17 protein-coding genes, 1 pseudogene and 1 riboswitch are annotated in these 19,912 nt (G+C 68.4%); of the genes and pseudogenes, 12 read left to right on the top strand and 6 right to left on the bottom strand.

Going from position 1 to position 19,912, the window contains the following annotated elements:
- Positions 1–59: 59 nt before the first annotated feature.
- Positions 60–1,112 (bottom strand): RNA-guided endonuclease InsQ/TnpB family protein, encoded by a 1,053-nt coding sequence (locus JYG37_RS19420; RefSeq protein ID WP_089489114.1) that lies wholly within the window; start codon positions 1,110–1,112, stop codon positions 60–62.
- 92 nt (positions 1,113–1,204) lie between these two features.
- Here JYG37_RS19420 and JYG37_RS19415 point away from each other — a divergent pair, with 92 nt between their 5' ends.
- The 5 genes from JYG37_RS19415 (at position 1,205) to JYG37_RS19395 (ending at position 7,410) form a co-directional block, all read left to right on the top strand.
- A complete protein-coding gene (locus tag JYG37_RS19415; RefSeq protein WP_050017380.1) occupies positions 1,205–1,915 on the top strand; it encodes a chemotaxis protein CheW in 711 nt (236 codons plus the stop codon).
- Positions 1,912–4,227 (top strand): hybrid sensor histidine kinase/response regulator, encoded by a 2,316-nt coding sequence (locus tag JYG37_RS19410; protein WP_089489115.1) that lies wholly within the window; start codon positions 1,912–1,914, stop codon positions 4,225–4,227. Before JYG37_RS19415 ends, JYG37_RS19410 begins: the two co-directional genes overlap by 4 nt.
- Positions 4,224–5,243, top strand: coding sequence for a chemotaxis response regulator protein-glutamate methylesterase (locus JYG37_RS19405; protein ID WP_050017378.1), 1,020 nt, complete (start codon positions 4,224–4,226; stop codon positions 5,241–5,243). The genes JYG37_RS19410 and JYG37_RS19405 overlap by 4 nt, the downstream gene beginning before the upstream one ends.
- Before the next feature lie 78 nt (positions 5,244–5,321).
- A riboswitch (Fluoride riboswitch) is annotated at positions 5,322–5,427 on the top strand.
- Between the two features lie 79 nt (positions 5,428–5,506).
- Positions 5,507–6,748, top strand: a complete 1,242-nt coding sequence (locus JYG37_RS19400; RefSeq protein WP_050017377.1) for a voltage-gated chloride channel family protein — start codon at positions 5,507–5,509, stop codon at positions 6,746–6,748.
- 77 nt (positions 6,749–6,825) lie between these two features.
- Complete coding sequence (locus tag JYG37_RS19395; protein WP_176015446.1) at positions 6,826–7,410, top strand: hypothetical protein; 585 nt, start codon at positions 6,826–6,828, stop codon at positions 7,408–7,410.
- 18 nt (positions 7,411–7,428) lie between these two features.
- Here JYG37_RS19395 and JYG37_RS19390 read toward each other — a convergent pair whose 3' ends face one another.
- Entirely contained in the window at positions 7,429–8,142 is a 714-nt protein-coding gene (locus JYG37_RS19390; RefSeq protein WP_124593271.1) for a riboflavin synthase subunit alpha, read from the bottom strand.
- 211 nt (positions 8,143–8,353) lie between these two features.
- On the bottom strand, positions 8,354–10,216 hold the full coding sequence (locus JYG37_RS19385; protein ID WP_050017375.1) for an ABC transporter ATP-binding protein: 1,863 nt from the start codon (positions 10,214–10,216) through the stop codon (positions 8,354–8,356).
- Positions 10,217–10,705: 489 nt separating this feature from the next.
- Between JYG37_RS19385 and JYG37_RS19380 the strand changes: the two genes are divergently transcribed.
- Positions 10,706–11,587, top strand: coding sequence for a Dyp-type peroxidase (locus JYG37_RS19380; protein ID WP_050017374.1), 882 nt, complete (start codon positions 10,706–10,708; stop codon positions 11,585–11,587).
- 105 nt (positions 11,588–11,692) lie between these two features.
- Here the strand turns inward: JYG37_RS19380 and JYG37_RS19375 are convergent, their stop codons facing one another.
- Entirely contained in the window at positions 11,693–12,094 is a 402-nt protein-coding gene (locus JYG37_RS19375; RefSeq protein WP_069618571.1) for an OsmC family protein, read from the bottom strand.
- Positions 12,095–12,648: 554 nt separating this feature from the next.
- On the opposite strand from JYG37_RS19375, the gene JYG37_RS19370 reads away from it, so the two are divergent.
- The 6 genes and pseudogenes from JYG37_RS19370 to JYG37_RS34820 form a co-directional block, all read left to right on the top strand.
- The gene (locus JYG37_RS19370) at positions 12,649–13,713 is read left to right on the top strand and encodes a helix-turn-helix domain-containing protein (protein WP_213345732.1); all 1,065 of its coding nucleotides are present in this window, start codon (positions 12,649–12,651) and stop codon (positions 13,711–13,713) included.
- Positions 13,662–14,978, top strand: a complete 1,317-nt coding sequence (locus JYG37_RS19365; protein ID WP_050017371.1) for an Nramp family divalent metal transporter — start codon at positions 13,662–13,664, stop codon at positions 14,976–14,978. Before JYG37_RS19370 ends, JYG37_RS19365 begins: the two co-directional genes overlap by 52 nt.
- A gap of 80 nt (positions 14,979–15,058) precedes the next feature.
- Positions 15,059–15,649 carry a phosphatase PAP2 family protein gene (locus JYG37_RS19360; protein ID WP_050017370.1) on the top strand — a complete coding sequence of 197 codons (591 nt, stop codon included), beginning with the start codon at positions 15,059–15,061 and terminating at the stop codon, positions 15,647–15,649.
- A 296-nt stretch (positions 15,650–15,945) separates the two neighbouring features.
- A complete protein-coding gene (locus JYG37_RS19355) occupies positions 15,946–16,734 on the top strand; it encodes an SDR family oxidoreductase (RefSeq protein ID WP_050017369.1) in 789 nt (262 codons plus the stop codon).
- 37 nt (positions 16,735–16,771) lie between these two features.
- Positions 16,772–17,788: an NADP-dependent oxidoreductase gene (locus JYG37_RS19350; protein WP_050017368.1), complete on the top strand. Its 1,017-nt coding sequence runs from the start codon at positions 16,772–16,774 to the stop codon at positions 17,786–17,788.
- An 84-nt stretch (positions 17,789–17,872) separates the two neighbouring features.
- Positions 17,873–17,986: pseudogene (locus JYG37_RS34820) on the top strand (thioesterase); the annotation flags it as partial.
- A 43-nt stretch (positions 17,987–18,029) separates the two neighbouring features.
- On the opposite strand, the gene JYG37_RS19345 reads toward JYG37_RS34820, so the two are convergent.
- Entirely contained in the window at positions 18,030–19,082 is a 1,053-nt protein-coding gene (locus JYG37_RS19345) for an AI-2E family transporter (protein ID WP_050017367.1), read from the bottom strand.
- A 232-nt stretch (positions 19,083–19,314) separates the two neighbouring features.
- Positions 19,315–19,899, bottom strand: coding sequence for a BPSL1445 family SYLF domain-containing lipoprotein (locus tag JYG37_RS19340; RefSeq protein WP_050017366.1), 585 nt, complete (start codon positions 19,897–19,899; stop codon positions 19,315–19,317).
- Between the last annotated feature and the right edge of the window lie 13 nt (positions 19,900–19,912).

The following is a 19,912-nucleotide window of genomic DNA, read 5'->3' as shown; positions in this document are numbered from 1 at the left end:
CGACGGGAAATGGGACCGACACCGCGATGACCAGAGGAACCCTTGACGTCCTCCTCCGCCTAAAGGCGGAAGATTCCCACACCTGGCGATGCACGTCCGCATCGGAGAATGTTCAGCGCAGCGTTGGTATCTCGATCATGCTCGACACCACAGTCACTGCAGGTCCACTCTCTTATTCTCAGTCCCGCGATACCTTTCGGCCGCGTCGTGCTGGCTTGCGACCCGCACGCCGAACAGGACTGGGTCGAACCGCTTTCGTCGACTTCCTCGAACGTGACTCCGTGCGCGATCGCTTTGTAGCGGAGCTTGTTTCGGAAGGACGACCAGGACGCGTCGTAGACGCTCTTCGCCATCCTGGTTCTGGCAAGTTTGACGGCAGATACGTTGCCGACCGCGATGTAATCGAAGCGCCACACCAGCTCGAGCGCGAGCTTGTGCTGGAAATCGGCTCGGGCGTTCGCGACCTTGGCGTGCAGCTTCGCGATATGTCGCTTGTGCTTTCGTGCTCGCTGCGCTTTCGCCAGCTTTTCCGCCGCTCGTCGACCGAACTGGTCATTGGGCAGCTTCTCGCCGGTCGAAAGTGTGGCGAAGTCTTTCAAGCCGAGATCGATGCCGACGCCGGAACGGATCGGGCGGGCCTGAACATCGGGTATCTCGATCACGATGTTGAGAAACCAGTTGCCACGCGCATCCTGCGCAAAGTTGGTTCCATCCCTGATCTTGCCTTCGGGAAGCGTTCGGCTGTTGAACACGCGAAACGTGTTGCCAGCGAAACGGAACGCGTCACCCTCGCGCTTCAGGTCACGGCCCTTCAGCGGCACCCAGCCCAGCGATTTCCTGCCGCGATAGCGCAGGTAGGGCCGACGGTGCTGGCTGCGCGACTTCGCGTATTGCTCGCACGTCGCGTTGACCGTGCCGGAATGGATGCCAAGCGCCTTGCTGCTCCCCGTCGTCAGCACGTTCAGATCGAATCCCGTCGGCCACTTCTTGCCCCACTTGAGCGCGTGCTTCTGCGTGTCGTTGCAGAAGTTCCAGACGTAGTTCACCGCACGGCTCTGCTTGTTGAGCAGTCCGTTGAGCGACTTCACCCGGTAGCGGTAGACAAGGATCATGCCGGTGATCCTAACTCGTGGAAGAAGCTGCCTGTCAACAGCACGCCTTTCCTTCCCGCCATCAATGGCGGGGTCTCTCGGAGAAAATTCTGATGAACCGCGCCGCTGCCACTGACGACGCGACGCTCGACGTCGACGATTGCTGGAACCGGATCGGCACGCGCGGCGACCGCTCGTGCGAGCGGCTGAACGACTGCCTGCGCTGCCTGAACTGCCCGGTCTACGCGTCGCACGCGGCGAAGCTGCTCGAGCGTCCGCTCGACGTGGCCGAGATGGCGGACGTCACGCGCCGTATGAGTGCGCTCGGCACGGCGCGCGCGGGCGACGACGACGGCGATACGCGCCATGCGGCGCTCGCGTTCCGGGTGGCCGACGAATGGCTCGCGCTGCCGATCGGCGTGCTGCGCGAGATCGCCGGCACGCGCCCGATCCACTCGCTGCCGTATCGCCGCCATTCGGCCGTGCGCGGCGTGGTCAACATCCGCGGCACGCTGCGCATCGCGATCTCGATCGGCGCGCTGCTCGGCCTCGATGCCGGCAAGGCCGGCAACGGCGGGGGCGGAGGCGACGGCCGTTTCACGCGGCTGCTGGTGGCCGCGCATCAGGGCGAACCGGTCGTGTTTCCGGTCGACGAAGTCGAGGGCGTGCTGCGCTTCGGCGCGTCCGACTGGGTGCCGGTGCCTGCGACGGTCGGGCGCGCGAGCGCCGGCCTGTCGCGCGGCGTGCTGTCGTGGCGCGGCAAGTCGGTGGGGCTGCTCGACGACGATCGTCTGTTCGATGCCGTGACACGGAGCATGCGATGAGCGGCGATGACGACCTGAGCCACCTGTCGCTGCTCGAGCTGTATCGCGAGGAGACGCGTACGCAGACCCAGGCGCTGTCGGAGCGGCTGCTCGCGCTCGAATCGGGCGAGCCCGATTCCGTCGCGCTCGAGGCGTGCATGCGCGCCGCGCATTCGCTGAAGGGCGCCGCGCGCATCGTCGGCGTGCCGCTCGGCGTCGAGATCGCCGGGCGGATGGAGGAATGCTTCGTCGCCGCGCAGGCCGGCACGATCGCACTGACGGCCACGCACGTCGACGTACTGCTGGCCGGCGTCGATTTGCTGGTGCGCGTCGGCGATCCGCAGGGGCAACCCGTGTCGCAGGCCGAGATCGACGTGTTCGCGGCGGCGCTGACGGGCGCCGACGGCGCGCAGACGATGCAGGCGCCGGCCGCCGTGCCGCCGCCGGTGCCGATGCCGCCGTCGTTCGTGCCGTATCGCGATCACGACGGCGCCGCGAACGAGCCGGTCGGCGCGAGCGCCGCGGTGCCGCCGCTCGCCGTGTCGAGCCCGGTGCCCGATCCGGTCCAGGCCGGCCGGGTGGCGGGCGCCGGCGCGATGCGCCGCGTGCGCGCCGATACGCTGAACCGGCTGCTGAGCCTGTCCGGCGAATCGCTGGTCGAATCGCGCTGGCTCAAGCCGTTCGCCGAATCGATGCTGCGCGTGAAGCGCGCGCAGCGCGACGCGGCCCGTTCGCTCGACCTGATGGTCGAGCAGTTCGCCGACGAGCTCGACGACGGCATGCTCGCGTCGATGAACGAAGTGCGGCACATGCTCAACGACCTGCAGCGCTCGCTCGCCGAGCGCATGGACGAATTCGACCGCTTCGAGCGGCGCAGCACGCATATCGCCGAGCAGCTGTACGACGAGGCGCTGCAGTGCCGGATGCGGCCGTTCGGCGACGCGACGCGCGCGTATCCGCGCATCGTCCGCGATCTCGCGCGCTCGCTCGGCAAGCAGGTGCGTTTCTCGATCGTCGGCGAAGGCACGCAGGTCGATCGCGACATCCTCGACCTGCTCGACGCGCCGCTCGGCCACCTGCTGCGCAACGCGATCGACCATGGCGTCGATTCGCCCGACGCGCGGCGCGCGCGCGGCAAGCCGGCCGAGGCGAGCGTCACGCTCGAGGCGCGCCACAGCGCCGGCTCGCTGCTCGTCAGCGTGATCGACGACGGGCCGGGCGTCGACATGGACGCGCTGCGCGCGGCCGTCGTGCGCCAGCGCCTGACCGACGACGAGACGGCCGCGCGGCTGTCCGACCCCGAACTGCTCGAATTCCTGCTGCTGCCGGGCTTCTCGATGCGCGATGCGGTGACCGACGTATCGGGGCGCGGCGTCGGCCTCGACGCGGTGCAGGAGATGGTGCGCGGCGTGCGCGGCGCGGTGCGGATCTTCAACGAGCCGGGCGCCGGCATGCGCTTCGTGCTGCAGTTGCCGCTCACGCTGTCGGTGATCCGCAGCCTGCTCGTCGAGGTCGGCGGCGAGCCGTATGCGTTCCCGCTCGCCCACGTGCGCCGCACGCTCGAGCTTTCGCACGACGACATCGACGTGCTCGAAGGGCAGCCGCATTTTCCGTTCGACGGCCGGCGTGCGGGCCTCGTCGCCGCGCACCAGCTGCTCGACGCGGGCGAACCCGACGTGACCCGTGCCAGCACGGCGGTCGTGGTCGTCGGCGCCGAACCCGAGCTGTACGGCGTCGCGGTCGACCGCTTCCTCGGCGAACGGATGCTCGTCGTGCAGCCGCTCGACAGCCGCCTGCACAAGATCCAGAACATCGCGGCCGGCGCGTTGCTCGAGAACGGCGACCCGGTGCTGATCGTCGACGTCGAGGACCTGATCCGCTCGGTCGACAAGCTCGTGCGCGGCGGCCAGCTCGCGCGGGTCACGCGCGATCCGCAGCTCGCGCTGGCCGACCGGCGCCGCCGCGTGCTCGTCGTCGACGATTCGCTGACGGTGCGCGAGCTCGAACGCAAGCTGCTGGAAAAGCGCGGCTACGACGTGACGGTCGCGGTCGACGGGATGGAAGGGTGGAACGCGGTGCGCAGCGATGCGTTCGATCTCGTGGTGACCGACGTCGACATGCCGCGCATGGACGGGATCGAACTCGTCACGCTGATCAAGGGCGACCCGATGCTCAAGCGGGTGCCGGTGATGATCGTGTCGTACAAGGATCGCGACGAGGATCGCCGCCGCGGGCTCGATGCCGGCGCCGACTATTACCTCGCGAAGAGCAGCTTTCACGACGAAGCGCTACTCGACGCCGTGCACGACCTGATCGGGGACGCACGCGCATGAACATCGGCATCGTCAACGACCTGCCGCTGGCCGTCGAGGCGCTGCGCCGCGTGATCGCGCTGCGCGCGGACCATCGCGTGCTGTGGGTCGCGACCGACGGCGACGAGGCGGTGGATTTCTGCGTCGCGCATCCGCCCGACGTCGTGCTGATGGATCTCGTGATGCCGAAGGTCGACGGCGTCGCCGCGACGCGCCGGATCATGGCGCGCGCGCCGTGCGCGATCCTGATCGTGACGGCGAGCGTCAGCGCGAACACGTCGTCGGTGTACGAGGCGATGGGCGCCGGCGCGCTCGACGCGGTCGATACGCCGACGCTCGCGCTCGGGCTGTCGACCGACGCGTCGCCGCAGGCGCTGCTCGCGAAGATCGACCAGATCGGCCGGCTGCTCGAAAGCCGCAGCGCGGCACTCGTGCCGCCGGGGCCGACGCCCGCGCGCGGACAGCCGACGCTCGTCGCGATCGGCGCGTCGGCGGGCGGGCCGACCGCGCTCACCGCGCTGCTGCGCGCGCTGCCGGCGGATTTTCCGGCCGCGATCGTGATCGTCCAGCACGTCGACCAGGCCTTCGCGTACGGGATGGCCGAATGGCTCGACGGCTATACGCGGCTGCCGGTGCGCGTCGCGCGGCAGGGCAGCATGCCGGAAGCCGGCACGGTGCTGCTCGCGGCGACCAACGACCATCTGATGCTGTCGCCGCGCGGTGTGCTCGGCTATACGCGGCATCCGGTCGAAACGCCGTACCGGCCGTCGATCGACGTGTTCTTCAACAGCGTCGCGGACGGCTGGCAGGGTGACGCGCTCGGCGTGCTGCTGACGGGCATGGGACGCGACGGCGCGCTCGGCCTGAAGGCGATGCGGGCGAAGGGCTGCTACACGATCGCGCAGGACGAGGCGACCAGCGCCGTGTACGGGATGCCGAAGGCGGCCGCGGCGGTCGGCGCGGCGTCGGCGATCCTGCCGCTCGAACAGATCGCGCCGCAGTTGATCGCGCGGATCGCGCTCGCGCCGCGCGACTGACCGCGCATCGGGCAGGCGCCGTCGTTGCGTGGCGCGCCGGCGCTGCATTGCATGCGTGGCGCGGCGTCGCGTACAATTGCGGCCTGCGGAGATGGCATGCCTCCCTGCGGTCGTTCCCGGCGCGTGGCGCGCGCGGTGCGGCCCTCAACCGCCGGTTTGCCCGGCTGATGATGCCTGCGTGTTCCTGGGTCGTCAGGAGGTCGCAGGCCGTCCATCCGGTATTCTGCCGCCCAGGTTTTGATGTTCTGTCGAATCTGGAAATCATGTTCTTCACCACTTCTGCCGATCTTTTCGCGACCGTGCGCTACGTGTGGCGCTGGCTCGCGCTTTCCGCGCTGCTCGGCGCGCTCGCCGGCACGGCTTCCGCGCTGTTCCTGATCGCGCTCGACTGGGCGACCGGTACGCGCGTTGCGCATCCGTGGCTGCTGTGGGGGCTGCCGGCCGCCGGTTTCGCGACCGGCTGGGTCTACCATCGCTTCGGCCAGTCGGTCGCGCGCGGCAACAACCTGCTGATCGACGAGATTCACGACCCGAAGGCGCTCGTGCCGAAGCGGATGGCGCCGCTCGTGCTCGTCGCGACCGTCGTCACGCACCTGTTCGGCGGGTCGGCCGGCCGCGAGGGCACGGCCGTGCAGATGGGCGGCGCGCTCGCCGATCGCGTCACGCACCTGTTTCGGCTTGATCGCGAGCATCGCCGCGTGCTGCTGATGGGCGGCATCGCGGCCGGCTTCGCGTCGGTATTCGGCACGCCGCTCGCGGGCGCCGTGTTCGGACTCGAGGTGCTCGCGATCGGGCGCGTGCGGTACGACGCGCTGCTGACCTGCGTCGCGTCGGCGATCGTCGCGGACGTCGTGTGCCGCGCGTGGGGCGTCCATCACACGGCCTATGCGATTCCGTTCGTGCCGGCCGTATCGGCGACCGGGCTGGCCGTGACGGTCGTTGCGGGCATCGCGTTCGGCGTGGTCGGGCGGCTGTTCGCGTTCGCGACGCATGCGCTGACCGCGTGGTTTCGCCGCGTGATCCGCTATGCGCCGCTGCAGCCGGTGCTCGGCGGCCTGCTGGTTGCGGTGGCCGCGACCGTGCTGAACGTGCCGCAGTATCTCGGCCTCGGCATCCCGACGATCGAGGCCGCGTTTCACGGCCCGCTGCCGCTTTACGATTTCGCGGGGAAGTTCGCGTTCACCGTCGTCACGCTCGCGTCGGGGTTCAAGGGCGGCGAGGTGACGCCGCTGTTCTACATCGGCGCGACGCTCGGCAATGCGCTCGGCCAGGTCCTGGCGCTGCCGGTGCCCGTGCTCGCGGGGCTCGGCTTCGTCGCGGTGTTCGCGGGCGCGGCGAACACGCCGATCGCGTCGACGATCATGGCGATCGAACTGTTCGGCGCGGATATCGGCGTGTATGCGATCGTCGCCTGTGTCGTCGCGTATCTGTTTTCCGGGCACGCGGGGATTTATCGCGCGCAGCGCGTGGCGGTGGGGAAGGGGGCGCGGGTGGAGGCGGAGTGAGGTGGGGGGCGCGGTCGATGTCGTTCGATCGCGGCGGCGCGATGCGATACCCGGGACGCTAAAAAGAGAGGCATCCAATGACGTCGGACGATTTCCTGACCGAAGCCAGGCGGCTTGCGAGGCCGTGCCGTCAGTACCGCTTCGCGGCTGACGGCGAACCCGTCACCGGCTACTGGCATGGGGTCGATGCCGGCGAGTTGTGCATTTCCACCGAACGCGACGGTGTCTGGCTGAACGTCCATCTCGACGATAGCGGCACGTCAGGCCGCGTGGAGACTTCCACGCAACCTGTCCGTTCCGGCCGCCCGCTGTGCCGATCCGACACGCTGTCGCTTCCGCCGGTCGACGCGGTGTTTCGCTTCGGCTCCGCCGCGATCGGCGCGTACCTCGACACACACGGATGGCAGCGCGACTGGGGATTCAACGGCAACTTCAAGGGCGCGGCCGCGCACGACTACGAGCGCGAGTGGATGGCGCAATGCCCGCTCTACACGGGTGGCGTGGTGGCCGTCGCGGGCGGATGGCACATGCCATGGCCCGACGACGACTGGAATGAACTGATCGACCTCGAACTCGTCCTCTGGACGTTCGAGGAATCGGAACCGTGGGTCGAGGTGTTTTCGGACGGCGGCCGTTACTCGGTGATCCAGCGGATCACCTAGCACGCGCTTAATCAGCCTTTACTGCTTCGGCAGCCGCGCGACATGACGCGCCAGCAGTTCCTCGATATCGATGCCTTTTTCCGCCAGCAACGCGGTGACGACGCCGTTCAGTTCGCCGAGCGTTTCCTTGACCGACTCGCGGATCGTATCCACGACGACCTGCGTGCTGCGCTCGATCTCGATGTTGACCTTGTCGTTGACGCCCTTCGCGTCGAACGTGGTCGCGCGGCGCGTTTCGGGAATCAGCCAGACATCGAACCAGCCTTCGTCGCGGTTGACGTCGGACACGGTGAGGCTGCAGCCGTTGATCGCGATGTAGCCCTTCGCGAACACATAGCGCTTGAACGCGGCCGGCACGCCGATGCGGATCATCCGGTTGTGCTCGGACGACGCGATGTGCGCGATGGTCCCCGTGAAATCGACATGACCGGACAGCGGATGACCGCCGATCTCCGCGCCGTCCTTCGCGGCCCGCTCGACGTTGACGCGCGCGCCGGTCGCGAGGTCGGCGAGTGTCGTGATCCGCAGGCTCGGCAGCATCACGTCGAAGTCGATCAGCGCCGGCGAATGGATGGTCGTCACCGTCAGGCACACGCCGTCGACCGACACGCTCGCACCGATCTCAATCTCGTCGGTGAACCGTTCGGGGAACTCGATGCTGAACGTCCTCAGTTCGCCGTGATCCTTGATGGCGTTGATGACGGCAACACCCTGAACAATGCCTGTAAACATGATCGATCCCTCGTCGCAAATTTCCTGGCCGACATGATAAGTGATCCCGCTGCCGGACATGCCGCGGCGCGCGGGCCGGCGCCGGCGAGCCCGTGCCGCAGATACAGAAAAGGCCGTGCACGTGGCACGGCCTCGATCCGGATCCGCTGGCTCGCCGACACGGCCCGGCGGCGATGACCGCGCCGCCAGGCTGCATCGCGCCGTGCTTGCATCAAACCTCAGCCGGCTCCCCCAGCGCCCCGGCATCGCGATCCGCCACGCGCCGCGGCGAATCGGCGAGCCCCTTCGCGAGCTCCAGCGCTTGCCGTTCGAACAGCCGGCGATAGATGCCGCCGTCGATGCGGATCAGCGCGTCGTGGTTGCCTTCCTCGATCACCTTGCCGCGATCGAGCACCAGCAGCCGGTCGAGCGCGCGCACGGTCGACAGCCGGTGCGCGACGACGAGCGTCGTGCGGCCGACCATCAGCCGCTCCATCGCCTGCTGGATCAGCAGCTCGCTTTCGCTGTCGAGGCTCGACGTCGCTTCGTCGAGGATCAGGATCGGCGCATCGGCGAGGAACGCGCGCGCGATCGCGACGCGCTGGCGCTCGCCGCCCGACAGCTTGATCCCGCGTTCGCCGACGAGCGTGTCATAGCCGTCCGGCAGCGCGGCGATGAAGTCGTGCGCACTCGCCAGACGCGCGGCGCGCTCGATGTCGGCGCGGCTCGCATCGGGGCGCGCATACGCGATGTTCTCCGCGAGCGTGCGGTGGAACAGCACGGGCTCCTGCTGGACGATCGCGATCTGGCTGCGCAGCGAATCCTGCCGCACCTGCGCGATGTCCTGGCCGTCGATCGTGATGCGGCCGCCCGACACGTCGTACAGGCGCTGGATCAGCTTGATGAACGTCGTCTTGCCCGACCCCGAATGGCCGACGAGGCCCACGCGTTCGCCGGGCGCGATCCGCATCGAGAAATCGTCGTACAGCGGCACCGGATGGTTGCCGTAGCGGAACGTCACGTGCTCGAAGCGGATCTCGCCTTGCCCGATCCGGATCGCCGGCGCGCCGGGGCGATCGTCGATGCCAAGCGGCTGCCGTTCGAGCGCGACGAGCTCTTCCATGTCGTTCACCGAGCGCTGCAGGTTGCGGATGTGCATGCCGACGTCGCGCAGGTAACCCTGCAGCATGAAGAACATCGTCAGCGCGAACGCGATGTCGCCGACGCTCGCCTCGTCGTTCATCCACAGCCGCAGCGCGACGCCGATCATCGCGGCCTGCATCGCGACGAGCATCGCGCCTTGCAGCCCGCCGTTGAACGTGCCGCGCACCCACGTGCGGCGCGTGCGCTGCCGCCATTTGCCGATCACGCGCGCGAGCCGCGCTTCCTCGCGCGTTTCCGCGCCGAACGCCTTGACGACCGCGTTGCAACTCACGGCGTCGGCCAGCGCGCCGCCCATGCGCGTGTCCCACAGGTTGCCGAGCCGGGCGGCCGGCGCGACGATGCCGAGCGACACCGTGACCGTCACCGCGATGTACAGCAGCGAACCCGCGCCGACGACGAGCCCCATCACCGGCCAGTGCGTGCCGAGCAGCACGGTCGCGCCGACCAGCATCGCGACCGACGGCAGCAGCGCGATCAGCACGGTGTCGTTGAGCAGGTCGAGCGCCCAGATCCCGCGCGTGATCTTGCGCACGGTCGAGCCCGCGAAGCTGTTCGCGTGCCAGTCGGTCGAGAAGCGCTGCACGCGGTGGAACGACGCGGCGGCGATCTCGCTCATCATCTTCAGCGTGAGCGTGATGATGTTCAGGTAGACGCCCTGGCGCAGCACCGTCGCGCCGATGCCGAGCGCGGCGAGCGTGCCGAACGCGACGAGGGCCGAATGCCACGCCGCGGCGCGGTCGGTGAGGCCGGTCGACAGCGCGTCGACGAGGCGGCCGGCGAACAGCGGCGTGAGGACGTCGGCGAGCGCGGCGAGCAGCGCGAGGCTCGCGACCGTGGCGATGCGCGCCGGCTGCTTGCGCCAGTAACGGATGGTGAAGCCGAAGACGGCCTGGAATGCGTGGCCGCCCAGATGGGAGCTTTTTCTGGTCATGTATTGTTGCCCGGCGCATCGCGCGACGGGACTTTCCGGTTCGGAGAACGTCGAAAACGCAACAGCCGGGCCGCGCGACACACGCGGGGCGGAACGAAACGGGCTGTCGGGAAAAGCGCGGCTGACGGGTTAGCGGAAAACTCGGGAGCCGGCGCGGACGGCGGGCTGGATCAGCTGCGCCGCGAGACCACGTTCGGGAAGGTTGCTGGCATTCGGAACATCTGCACCTCCCTGAAGTGAACGGTTGAATGAAAGGACGCCGAAAAGACGTGCACGGATTTTATCAGGACAGTCGCGCGCGCCGCAACGTCTGACGAATGCGGCGTTGCTGCGTCGATACGGTGAGTATTCCGGGTTTTGGCCCCTTTTCGCGTACGTTGCGCGATGGCGGGTGCGGAGCCGGCGCGCGCATCGATTACACTTCCGCGTCCGCGGCGCGCGACGACGCGCGGCCGCCCGGATTCACTCCGAACCATTCCCGAGGAAACGATGAGCGACGTTCAACAAGGCATCCTGGCTCCGATCGATACGGTAGCCCGATACCTCACTTTCACGATGTCGAACGACGGCAATATCGCCGCGGCGCTGGCCGCGCTGCGCGAGATCGTCGACGGACGCGACACGGTGGTCGGTTTCGGACACGCGCTGGCCGCCTGGCTCGGGCACCCGGTGCCGGGCCTGACCGACTATCCGGCGTTCTCGGTGAACGACCGTACGCTGCCGATGACGCCCGCCGACGTGTGGGTCTGGCTGCGCTCGGACGACCGCGGCGAGATCGTGCTGCGCGCGCGGGCGATCGAACGCGCGCTCGCGCCGGCGTTCGCGCTGCAGGAGGCCGTCGACGGCTTCCGCTATTCGAACGATCGCGACCTGTCCGGCTACGAGGACGGCACCGAGAACCCGGAAGGCGACGACGCGGTGGCCGCGGCGATCGTCACGGGGCAGGGCGCGGGGCTCGACGGCTCGAGTTTCGTCGCGGTGCAGCAGTGGGTGCACGACTTCGACCAGATGGAGCGCATTCCGTCGGGCGACATGGACCACATCATCGGGCGTCGCCGTTCGGACAACGAGGAACTCGACGACGCGCCCGAATTCGCGCACGTGAAGCGCACCGCGCAGGAAAGCTTCGCGCCCGAGGCGTTCATGCTGCGCCGTTCGTCGCCGTGGTCGGACACGCGCCGGGCGGGCCTGTACTTCGTCGCGTTCGGCTGCTCGTTCCGCGCATTCGACGTGCAGATGCGCCGGATGAGCGGCGAGGAAGACGGGATCGTCGACGGCCTGTTCCGCTTCACGCGGCCGCTGACGGGCGCGTATTTCTGGTGCCCGCCGATGAAGGACGGCAAGCTGGACCTCGCCGCGCTCGGACTGTAAGCGCCGGGCGGGATCGACGAACGGGCGGGTCGCGCCGGAATGCGCGGCCCGCCCGTTTCGTTTTTCAAGCTTTCAAGCGGCAGTGCGTGCGGACTGCCGCGTGCGTCAGTTCAGCGTCGTGTCGATCCGCGTGCCGCGCTTGATGAACTGCGTCACCGGGGTTTTCTCGCAGATTTCCGCGAGACGCTGGCGTTGCGCGTCGTCGAGCGGGCCGTCGAGCGTCACGACGCGGCGCACGTACTGCACGCCTTCGCGATCGGCATGCAGCTCGGTGCGCACCGCGATGCGCGCGGCCGGCCACGTCTTGCGCTGCATGTACATACGCAGCGTCGCCGCCGTGCATTGCGCGAGCCCGGCCAGCACGAACTCGTACGGCGCCGGCCCGCGATCCTGGCCGCCTTCGCGCGGCGCTTCGTCGCCGGTCAGCGCATGCGTGCCGGCCTGCAACTGGACGACGTAGTCGGGCGCGTCGGCATCGAGGACGGCGGCGGCGTGGATCAGGGACATGGCAGGTCTCCGGGAAGCAAATAAAGGAAAGCGGGCGCCGCGTGGCGGCGTGCAGCCGTCAGCATACCGTTCCGGCCGCGCGGGCGCGCGCGACGCGCTACGCGCTACGCGTCGGCGATGCCGGCGCTGCTGCGCACGCGCGCGGCGATGCGTTCGCACGCGTTCGATGCACGTCGATGCCGTTCGCGCCGATACGCGAGCGTTCGCTTTGTCGATGTAACGCAATCAAACACGCACGTCATTAAGCATGACGGCTGCAATAATCGGCCGCATCGCATACGCGATTCTGTATCGGCATACCAGCGGTATGCGGCAGCCTGTAGTAATCCGCCATCATGCTGTCCCCGTCGGCCATTTCGCGCCAAAGGCACGACCCGTTCGGCTAAGATGCCGTCGCTTCATATTTCGGGATAGCCGTCCTGTCGCACGCATTCAAACCAAATATAAGCCTGACAGTTCGACGGTATTAGAAGAAGTCGAACAAGTCGGGGGCTTGGCCAGTGAATGCAGCAGATCAGCGGTGGGTCATTATCTATTTGAGTACGGGGTTTTCGTTGGCCCAGGCCGCGCGTCTCGGCGAGGCCTTCAACCTGGCGAATCGCCTGCATGGGTACGGCGTGGATTACCAGCTCAAGTACGTATCCGAAAGCGGAGGACTGTTGCAGTCGTCGTCCGGCGTGAGAATCGCGGCCGATCCGCTCGGCGACGAACACAGCCGCCGCGCGCTCGCGTTCTTTCATCTTCATGGCGACCGCGCGGCCGTCAACTGGGACGACGCATTGCAACGGCGCCTGACCGACATTCGCCAGCATGCGCGCTGGATCGTCGACGCGATGGACCTGCCCGCGCTCGCCGCCACGCAGCGGCCGTCGTCGTCGATCGACGTGCGGCCGGGCAGCGCCCGGCGCCGCGCCGCCACGACCGTCGAATCGCGGGCCGGCGAGACCGACGTGTTTGCCGCCGCGCTCGACATGTTCCGCGCGGACCTCGGCGATGGCGCCGCGCGGGAGATCGCCAGCAACATGGCGCGGCCGGTCGAGCAGCGCTATGTTCAGTCGATGTGGGCGTTCCGCGAACTGAGCGCGAGCCCGTCGATCCGGATGTCCGCGCAGCGGCTGCGCGCGCAGAGCGTGAACCGCATCTCGATCGCGAACGCCGCGCAGGCGGCCGCGATGAGCGAGCGCAATTTCCTGCGGCGCTTCAAGAAGGAAATCGGCGTGACGCCGACCGAGTTCGTCCAGCACGTGCGGCTCGAACGGGCGTGCCACATGCTGATCCATACGACGCTGCCGGCCGACAAGGTCGCGCGGCGCACCGGGTTCGGCAGCGGCGAGCGGCTCGCGAAGCTGTTTCGCCAGCGCCTGCTGATGTCGCCGACCGAATTTCGCGTCGCCGAGCGGGAAAAAATCCTCGCGCACGACGCGGCGTCGCCCGACCCGGATGACGGGCAGGCCGCCGCGTGCTGCGACGGCGAGGGGGCGGAATGCGACGCGTGCGCGACCGCGCGCGGGAAAACGGGACGGATACCCGTAGAATCGTCGTGTCGCGACCTCGATTCCCGGTTTCCATGCCCTTCCTCCCCTCTACCGCCACCGCCCCTTTCTGCCCGTCGGAAGTAAAGGGCAGCATCACGATCGACGCGGCCGCGCCGCGCTGGCAGAAGCTCAAGCGTTTCTTCGGCCCCGGCCTGCTGGTCGCGATCGGCTACATGGATCCCGGCAACTGGGCGACCGATATCCAGGCGGGCTCGCAGTTCGGCTATTCGCTGCTGTGGGTCGTCGCGTTCTCGAGCCTCGCGGCGATCTTCCTGCAGATGCTCGCGGCGCGGCTCGGCCTCGTCGCGGGCAAGGATCTCGCGCAGGCCAGCTACGAGCGCTACGGCCGGGTCGGCCGCGTCGTGCAGTGGATCACCGCCGAAGTGTCGATCATCGCGTGCGACATCGCGGAAGTGCTCGGTTGCGCGCTCGCGTTCAAGCTGCTGCTCGGCGTGCCGCTCGCGTGGGGCGTCGTGCTCACCGCGCTCGACACGGTGATCGTGCTCGGCCTGCAGGGCAAGGGGTTCCGGCAGATCGAGGCGATCGTGCTCGGGCTGATCGCGACGATGGCGTTCTGCTTCGTCGCGCAGGTGGCGATCACGCCGCCCGACTGGCACGCGGTGATCGGCGGGCTCGTGCCGGGCGACCCGGGCCACGATCGCAAGGACGCGATCGTGCTCGCGCTCGGCATCGTCGGCGCGACGATCATGCCGCACAACCTGTATCTGCATTCGTCGGTCGTGCAGACGCGGCATGTGGTCGGCGGCGCGCGCGGCGTGATCCGCGACACGCTGGGCCTCGTGCGCATCGATACCTGCGTGTCGCTGTTCGTCGCGATGCTCGTCAACGCGGCGATCCTCGTCGTCGCGGGCGCCGCGTTTCATGCGACGGGCCAGCACAACGTGACCGACATCGAACAGGCGTACCGGCTGATCACGCCGATCGCCGGCGGCGCGGCCGCGCTGTTGTTCGGCATCGCGCTGCTCGCGTCGGGGCAGAGCTCGACGCTGACCGGCACGATCGCCGGCCAGGTCATCATGGACGGTTTCCTGCATACGAAGATCCCGTGCTACCAGCGCCGGCTGATCACGCGCGGGCTCGCGCTCGTGCCGGCGCTGATCGGCGTGCTGTGGCTCGGCGACGGCTCGGTCGGGCAACTGCTCGTCTGGAGCCAGGTGCTGCTGAGCCTGCAGTTGCCGTTCGCGATGTGGCCGCTGATCCGCTCGGTCAGCGACCGCAACACGATGGGCGACCACGCGATCGGCCGCGGGATGCAGGCGGCCGCATGGGCGCTGTTCGCCGTGATCACCGGCACGAACCTGCTGCTGATTACCGGTGTCGCGGGCTGATACAGCCTGTCACAGGCTGACACAGGCGTGCGGCGCGCATGCGGTAAACTGCGGCCTTTCGATCGACCCCGAAGTCCGTTATGTGGAGTGAAATCAGCAATATCGGCGATGCCGCGCTGACCTTGCCGATCGCGCTGACCTGCGCGGCATGGCTCGTGCTGACCGACTGGCGCCTCGCCGTTCGCTGGGGCGTGCTGCTGGCCGCCGGCATGGGCGTCGTCGGCGCGACGAAGATTCTCTATGCCGGATGCGGGATCGAGCTTCCGCAATTCGATTTCCGCGTGATCAGCGGCCATACGATGCTGTCGACGTCCGTGTGGACGGTCGCGCTGTCGATGCTGTGGCAGGCGTTCCGGCCGGGCAGGGCGCCCGGCATCGCGGCCGGGCTGGCCGTCGGCGCGATCACGGCCGTGGCGCGCGTGTTCGATCATTCGCACACCGTGCCGGAAGTCGTCGCCGGCTGGATGCTCGGCGCGCTGGTCGCGCTGGTGTTCCTGCGCGGCTACGACGGCGCGCGGCAGCGCGCGTTCTCGCCGCGCGTCGCGGCGGCCTGCCTGCTGCTGGTGTCGGGCATCGCGTACGGGCACCGCGCGCCGTTCCAGCAGATGATCGACACGCATTCGCCGCAGCTCTGCGCGTTCGTGCGCGCGCCGTCGGGCGACCGGTTCTGACCGGTGCCGATGGCGGGTGCGCCGGCGCCGCCTTTCTGCCGCTGGGGTTCGTCCGGCTCATCGATCGGGTGCATTCGCGTACGCTGGCCGTCGTTCAACCGCGGACAGCCTGCCCGGCCGGGCACGCGTGCGTCGCGTTCGTCTCGATATACTCGCGGAAACCGTGTGGCGCGTCGTCATGTCGGCGCACCGGCCATCGGCGCACGTCGGCCGGCAGCGGCACTGAAGGCGCGGAAAGCACGCACACCCCGTCGCGGCAGCGTTCCGCGACGACGATTCAAGACAGGAGCAGACACATGACAATCGTTTCTCCGCGCCTCGCCGGCAAGTGCGCATACATCACGGGCGCCGCGGGCGGCCTCGGCCGGGCGATCGCGCGCCGGATGGTCGAGCAGGGCGCGCGCGTGTTCGTGACCGATATCGCGGAAGCGGCGGTGCTCGACGCGTTCGCGCAGGAGCTCAACGCGGGCCACGCGACGCCGGTCGCGTTCGCCGCGACCCAGGACGTGCGCGACGAAGCGCGCTGGCAGGCGCTGCTCGTGCAGGCGACCGATGCGATGGGCGGCCTGTCGGTGCTCGTCAACAATGCGGGCGTCGGCTCGATCGGCTCGCCCGCGCAAATCGAGCTGGACGAATGGCGCCGCGTGATGGCGATCAACGTCGAGAGCATCGTGCTCGGCTGCAAGCATGCGCTGTCGTATCTGGCCGAGAGCCATCCCGCATCGATCATCAACATTTCGTCGGTCGCCGCGTTCAAGGTCGAACCGGATTTCACCGCGTACAACGCATCGAAGGCGGCGGTCGCGTCGCTGACGAAGTCGGTCGCGATCGATTGCGCGCGCCGCGAGATCGACGTGCGCTGCAATTCGATTCACCCGGCGTTCATCCGCACGGGGATCGTCGAGCCGCTGTTCCAGTCGCTCGGCGAACGCGACGCGACGCGCAAGCTCGCGCGCGGCATTCCGCTGCGCCGGCTCGGCGAGCCGGACGACGTCGCGCATGCGGCCGTGTATCTCGCGTCCGACGAGAGCCGCTTCGTGACGGCCGCCGAACTCGTGATCGACGGCGGCATGTGCGCGGTCTGACGCGCATCCCGAACCACAACGATTGGAGGAGAACAGCATGTCGACACCCGTGAACCGCCAGCTGCTATTGAAGACGCGCCCGGAAGGGCGGGTCGGCCGCGAACATTTTTCGCTCGTCGAGACGCCGGTGCCGGCGCTCGCCGACGGCGAGGTGCTCGTGCGCGTGCTGTATCTGTCGATGGACCCGACCAACCGCGTATGGATGAGCGACGTGCCGCAGTACCTGCCGCCCGTCGCGATCGGCGAGGTGATGCGCGCGCTCGGGATCGGCCGCGTGATCGCGTCGCGTAACGCGGGGTTCGCGGAGGGTGACCTCGTGCAGGGGCTCGTCGGCTGGCAGGACTACGCGGTCGTGCCGGCCGAGCAGGCCGCGCAGCTCGTGAAGCTGCCCGCGCACTCGGGCCTGCCGCTGCCGACGCTGCTCGGCGCGTGCGGGATGAGCGGGTTGACCGCGTACTACGGGCTGACCGACATCGCGCCGGTGCAGCCGGGCGAAACGCTGGTCGTGTCGGCGGCGGCCGGCTCGGTCGGCTCGATCGCCGGGCAGATCGGCAAGATCCACGGCGCACGGGTGGTCGGCATCGCGGGCGGCGCGGACAAGTGCCGCTACCTGACCGAGACGCTCGGCTTCGACGCGGCCGTCGACTACAAGGCCGACGATTTCCGCCAGCAACTGAAGGCGGCGACGCCGGACGGCGTGCACGTGAACTTCGAGAACGTCGGCGGCGAGGTGATGCGCGCGGTGTTGTCGCGGATGGTGATCGGCGGGCGCGTCGCGCTGTGCGGCGTGATCTCGAACTACAACAGCGGCCGCGCGGCCGACGACGTCGGCGTGCTGATCTCGAAGCGGCTGACGATGCGCGGCTTCCTGATCCTCGACTACCGCAAGAGCCGCGAAGCCGTGCAGACGCTCGCGGGCTGGCTGCGCGACGGCCGGCTCAAGGCCGAGGAAACCGTGGCCGACGGTCTCGAGAACGCGCCCGACGTGCTGAATCGCCTGTTCGACGGCGACCATCGCGGCAAGCTGGTGCTGCGCGTCGATCCGGACGCGTGACGGGCGTGTCTCGCCTGTCGGATCGGGCCGCGGGCGCGTATCGAGCGAGCCGAGTTCGATCAATCCGGCCGCAGTTGCACATGGCTGACGCCGGGCCGCGCGCATCGCGTCGGCCCGTATGGCGGCGTGATGACGGATGCGGCGGATGAAGCAACGGGCGCCGTGGCGCCCGTCGTGATCCATATCCGTCATCCTTGACCGGCGAGGTCCGCACGCATGCGGATCGCCGGCCGGCCGCGCGTCATTCGCCCTGTTCGGCGCGCGCGTAGATGTCCCAGCTCGCCATGAACAGCGCGGCGACGAGCGGCCCGATCACGAAGCCGTTGATGCCGAACAGCGCCATCCCGCCGAGCGTCGAGATCAGCACGACCCAGTCGGGCATCTTCGTGTCCTTGCCGACGAGGATCGGGCGCAGCAGGTTGTCGACGAGGCCGATCACGCCGACGCAGAACGCGACGAGGATCACGCACTTCCATACCGCGCCGATCATCAGGAAGTAGAGCGCGGCCGGCACCCACACGAGGCTCGCGCCGATCGCGGGCAACAGCGACAGGAACGCCATCAGCGCGCCCCACAGCACGACGCCCTCGATCCCGAGGATCCAGAAGATCAGCCCGCCGAGCGCGCCCTGGACGAGCGCGACCGCGATGTTGCCCTTCACGGTCGCGCGCACGACCGTCGTGAATTTCGCGAGCAGCAGGTTCTTGTGCTCTTCGTCGAGCGGCAGCGCGCGGCGCACGCGGCGGCCGATCTCGCCGCCGTCGCGCAGCAGGAAGAACACCATGTACAGCATCACGCCGAAGCTCACGACGAACTGGAACGTGTTCTGGCCGATGCTGAGCGCCTGGGTGGCCGCGAACTGGCTGATCTGCGCGGCGCCGTCGGTCAGCTTCTTCTGGATGCCCGGGATGTTGGTCAGCCCGTATTTCTGCAGCAGGTTCTGGATCGACGTCGGCAGCGCGTGGATGATGTCATGGAAGTACTGCGAATAATTCGGCTGCGCATCCTTGAGTTCCTGGTACACGTACGCGATTTCCTGTACGAGCGTCGCCGTGACGAACACGAGCGGCAGGATCACGATCAGGATGATCAGCGACATCGTGACGAGCGCGGCCAGATTGCGCCGCTTGCCGAAGCGTGCGGCGAGCCAGCGCTGCACGGGCTGGAACAGGATCGCGAGAATGGTGCCCCAGAAGACGGCGCCGGAGAATGGCGCGAGGATCCAGCAGAGTCCGACGGTGACCGCGAACAGCAGGAAGTAGAAGAATTTTTGGTGATCGTGTCCGCTATCCATGGGTACATTCGCGCAGATTGATGCGTGGTTTGATTGAATCTCGTTGCCCCGCGCGCGATCGGTTCGCGAACGTCAGGTTCGCGGCGCAATGCGCGGCCGGGCGGCCCATGCGGAGTATGCCCGCAAAGGTGCCGCCATCATAGCCGCTGCGTGAGACACATGCGAAAACGCCGCGGCCGGGGCCGCGGCGCTGCCGGGAAGCGAACGCGGCGCGAGGCCGCGTGCCGGATCGTCAGATGTTGAGCTTGGTGACCTTCGTGCCGTTCACCGACAGGTCGCCCATCAGGCCCGCGTTGGTCAGGACCAGCACTTCCACCGGTGCGGTAGCCGTGTTGGAGTCGACCGCGCCGTTCGCGCCGACCTTCACGACCGCGACCGACGCGTCGGCGCCGGCCGACCAGCCGTCCGACTTGCGGAACGAGTCGAGCGCATCCTGCGTCATGAACAGGAACACGACCGCCTTCGATTGCGCGCCGGCCTGCAGGCCGACCGACAGCGACGACGTGTTGTAGTAGCCGACGGTGCTGCCGCCGACGCGCAGCGCGCCGTTGCCGGACTGGGCGCCGACGATGAAGCCGGCTTGCAGCACATTCGGGAACACGAGGACGCCGCGTGCTTTCGAGACCAGGTCGCGCGAGCCGGGCACCGTCGAATACAGGCGCGACAGCGTCGCATTCACGCTGGCGTCGATCGACTCGCGCTTCGACGCGCTGGCCGCGGCGCTATCGGGTTTGCCGGACGTGGTCGTGCAACCGGCGAGGGCGAGGCTGCCGAGCATCACGGCGGCGGCGGCTTTCATGGCGAGGGATTTCTGCATGGCGTTTCTCCTT

It is taken from the genome of Burkholderia sp. LAS2, from assembly GCF_018417615.1.
GTDB classification, from domain to species: Bacteria; Pseudomonadota; Gammaproteobacteria; order Burkholderiales; family Burkholderiaceae; genus Burkholderia; species Burkholderia sola.
Note: the sequence above shows the minus strand (reverse complement) of the source record. Positions and strands in the feature narration are given on the sequence as shown.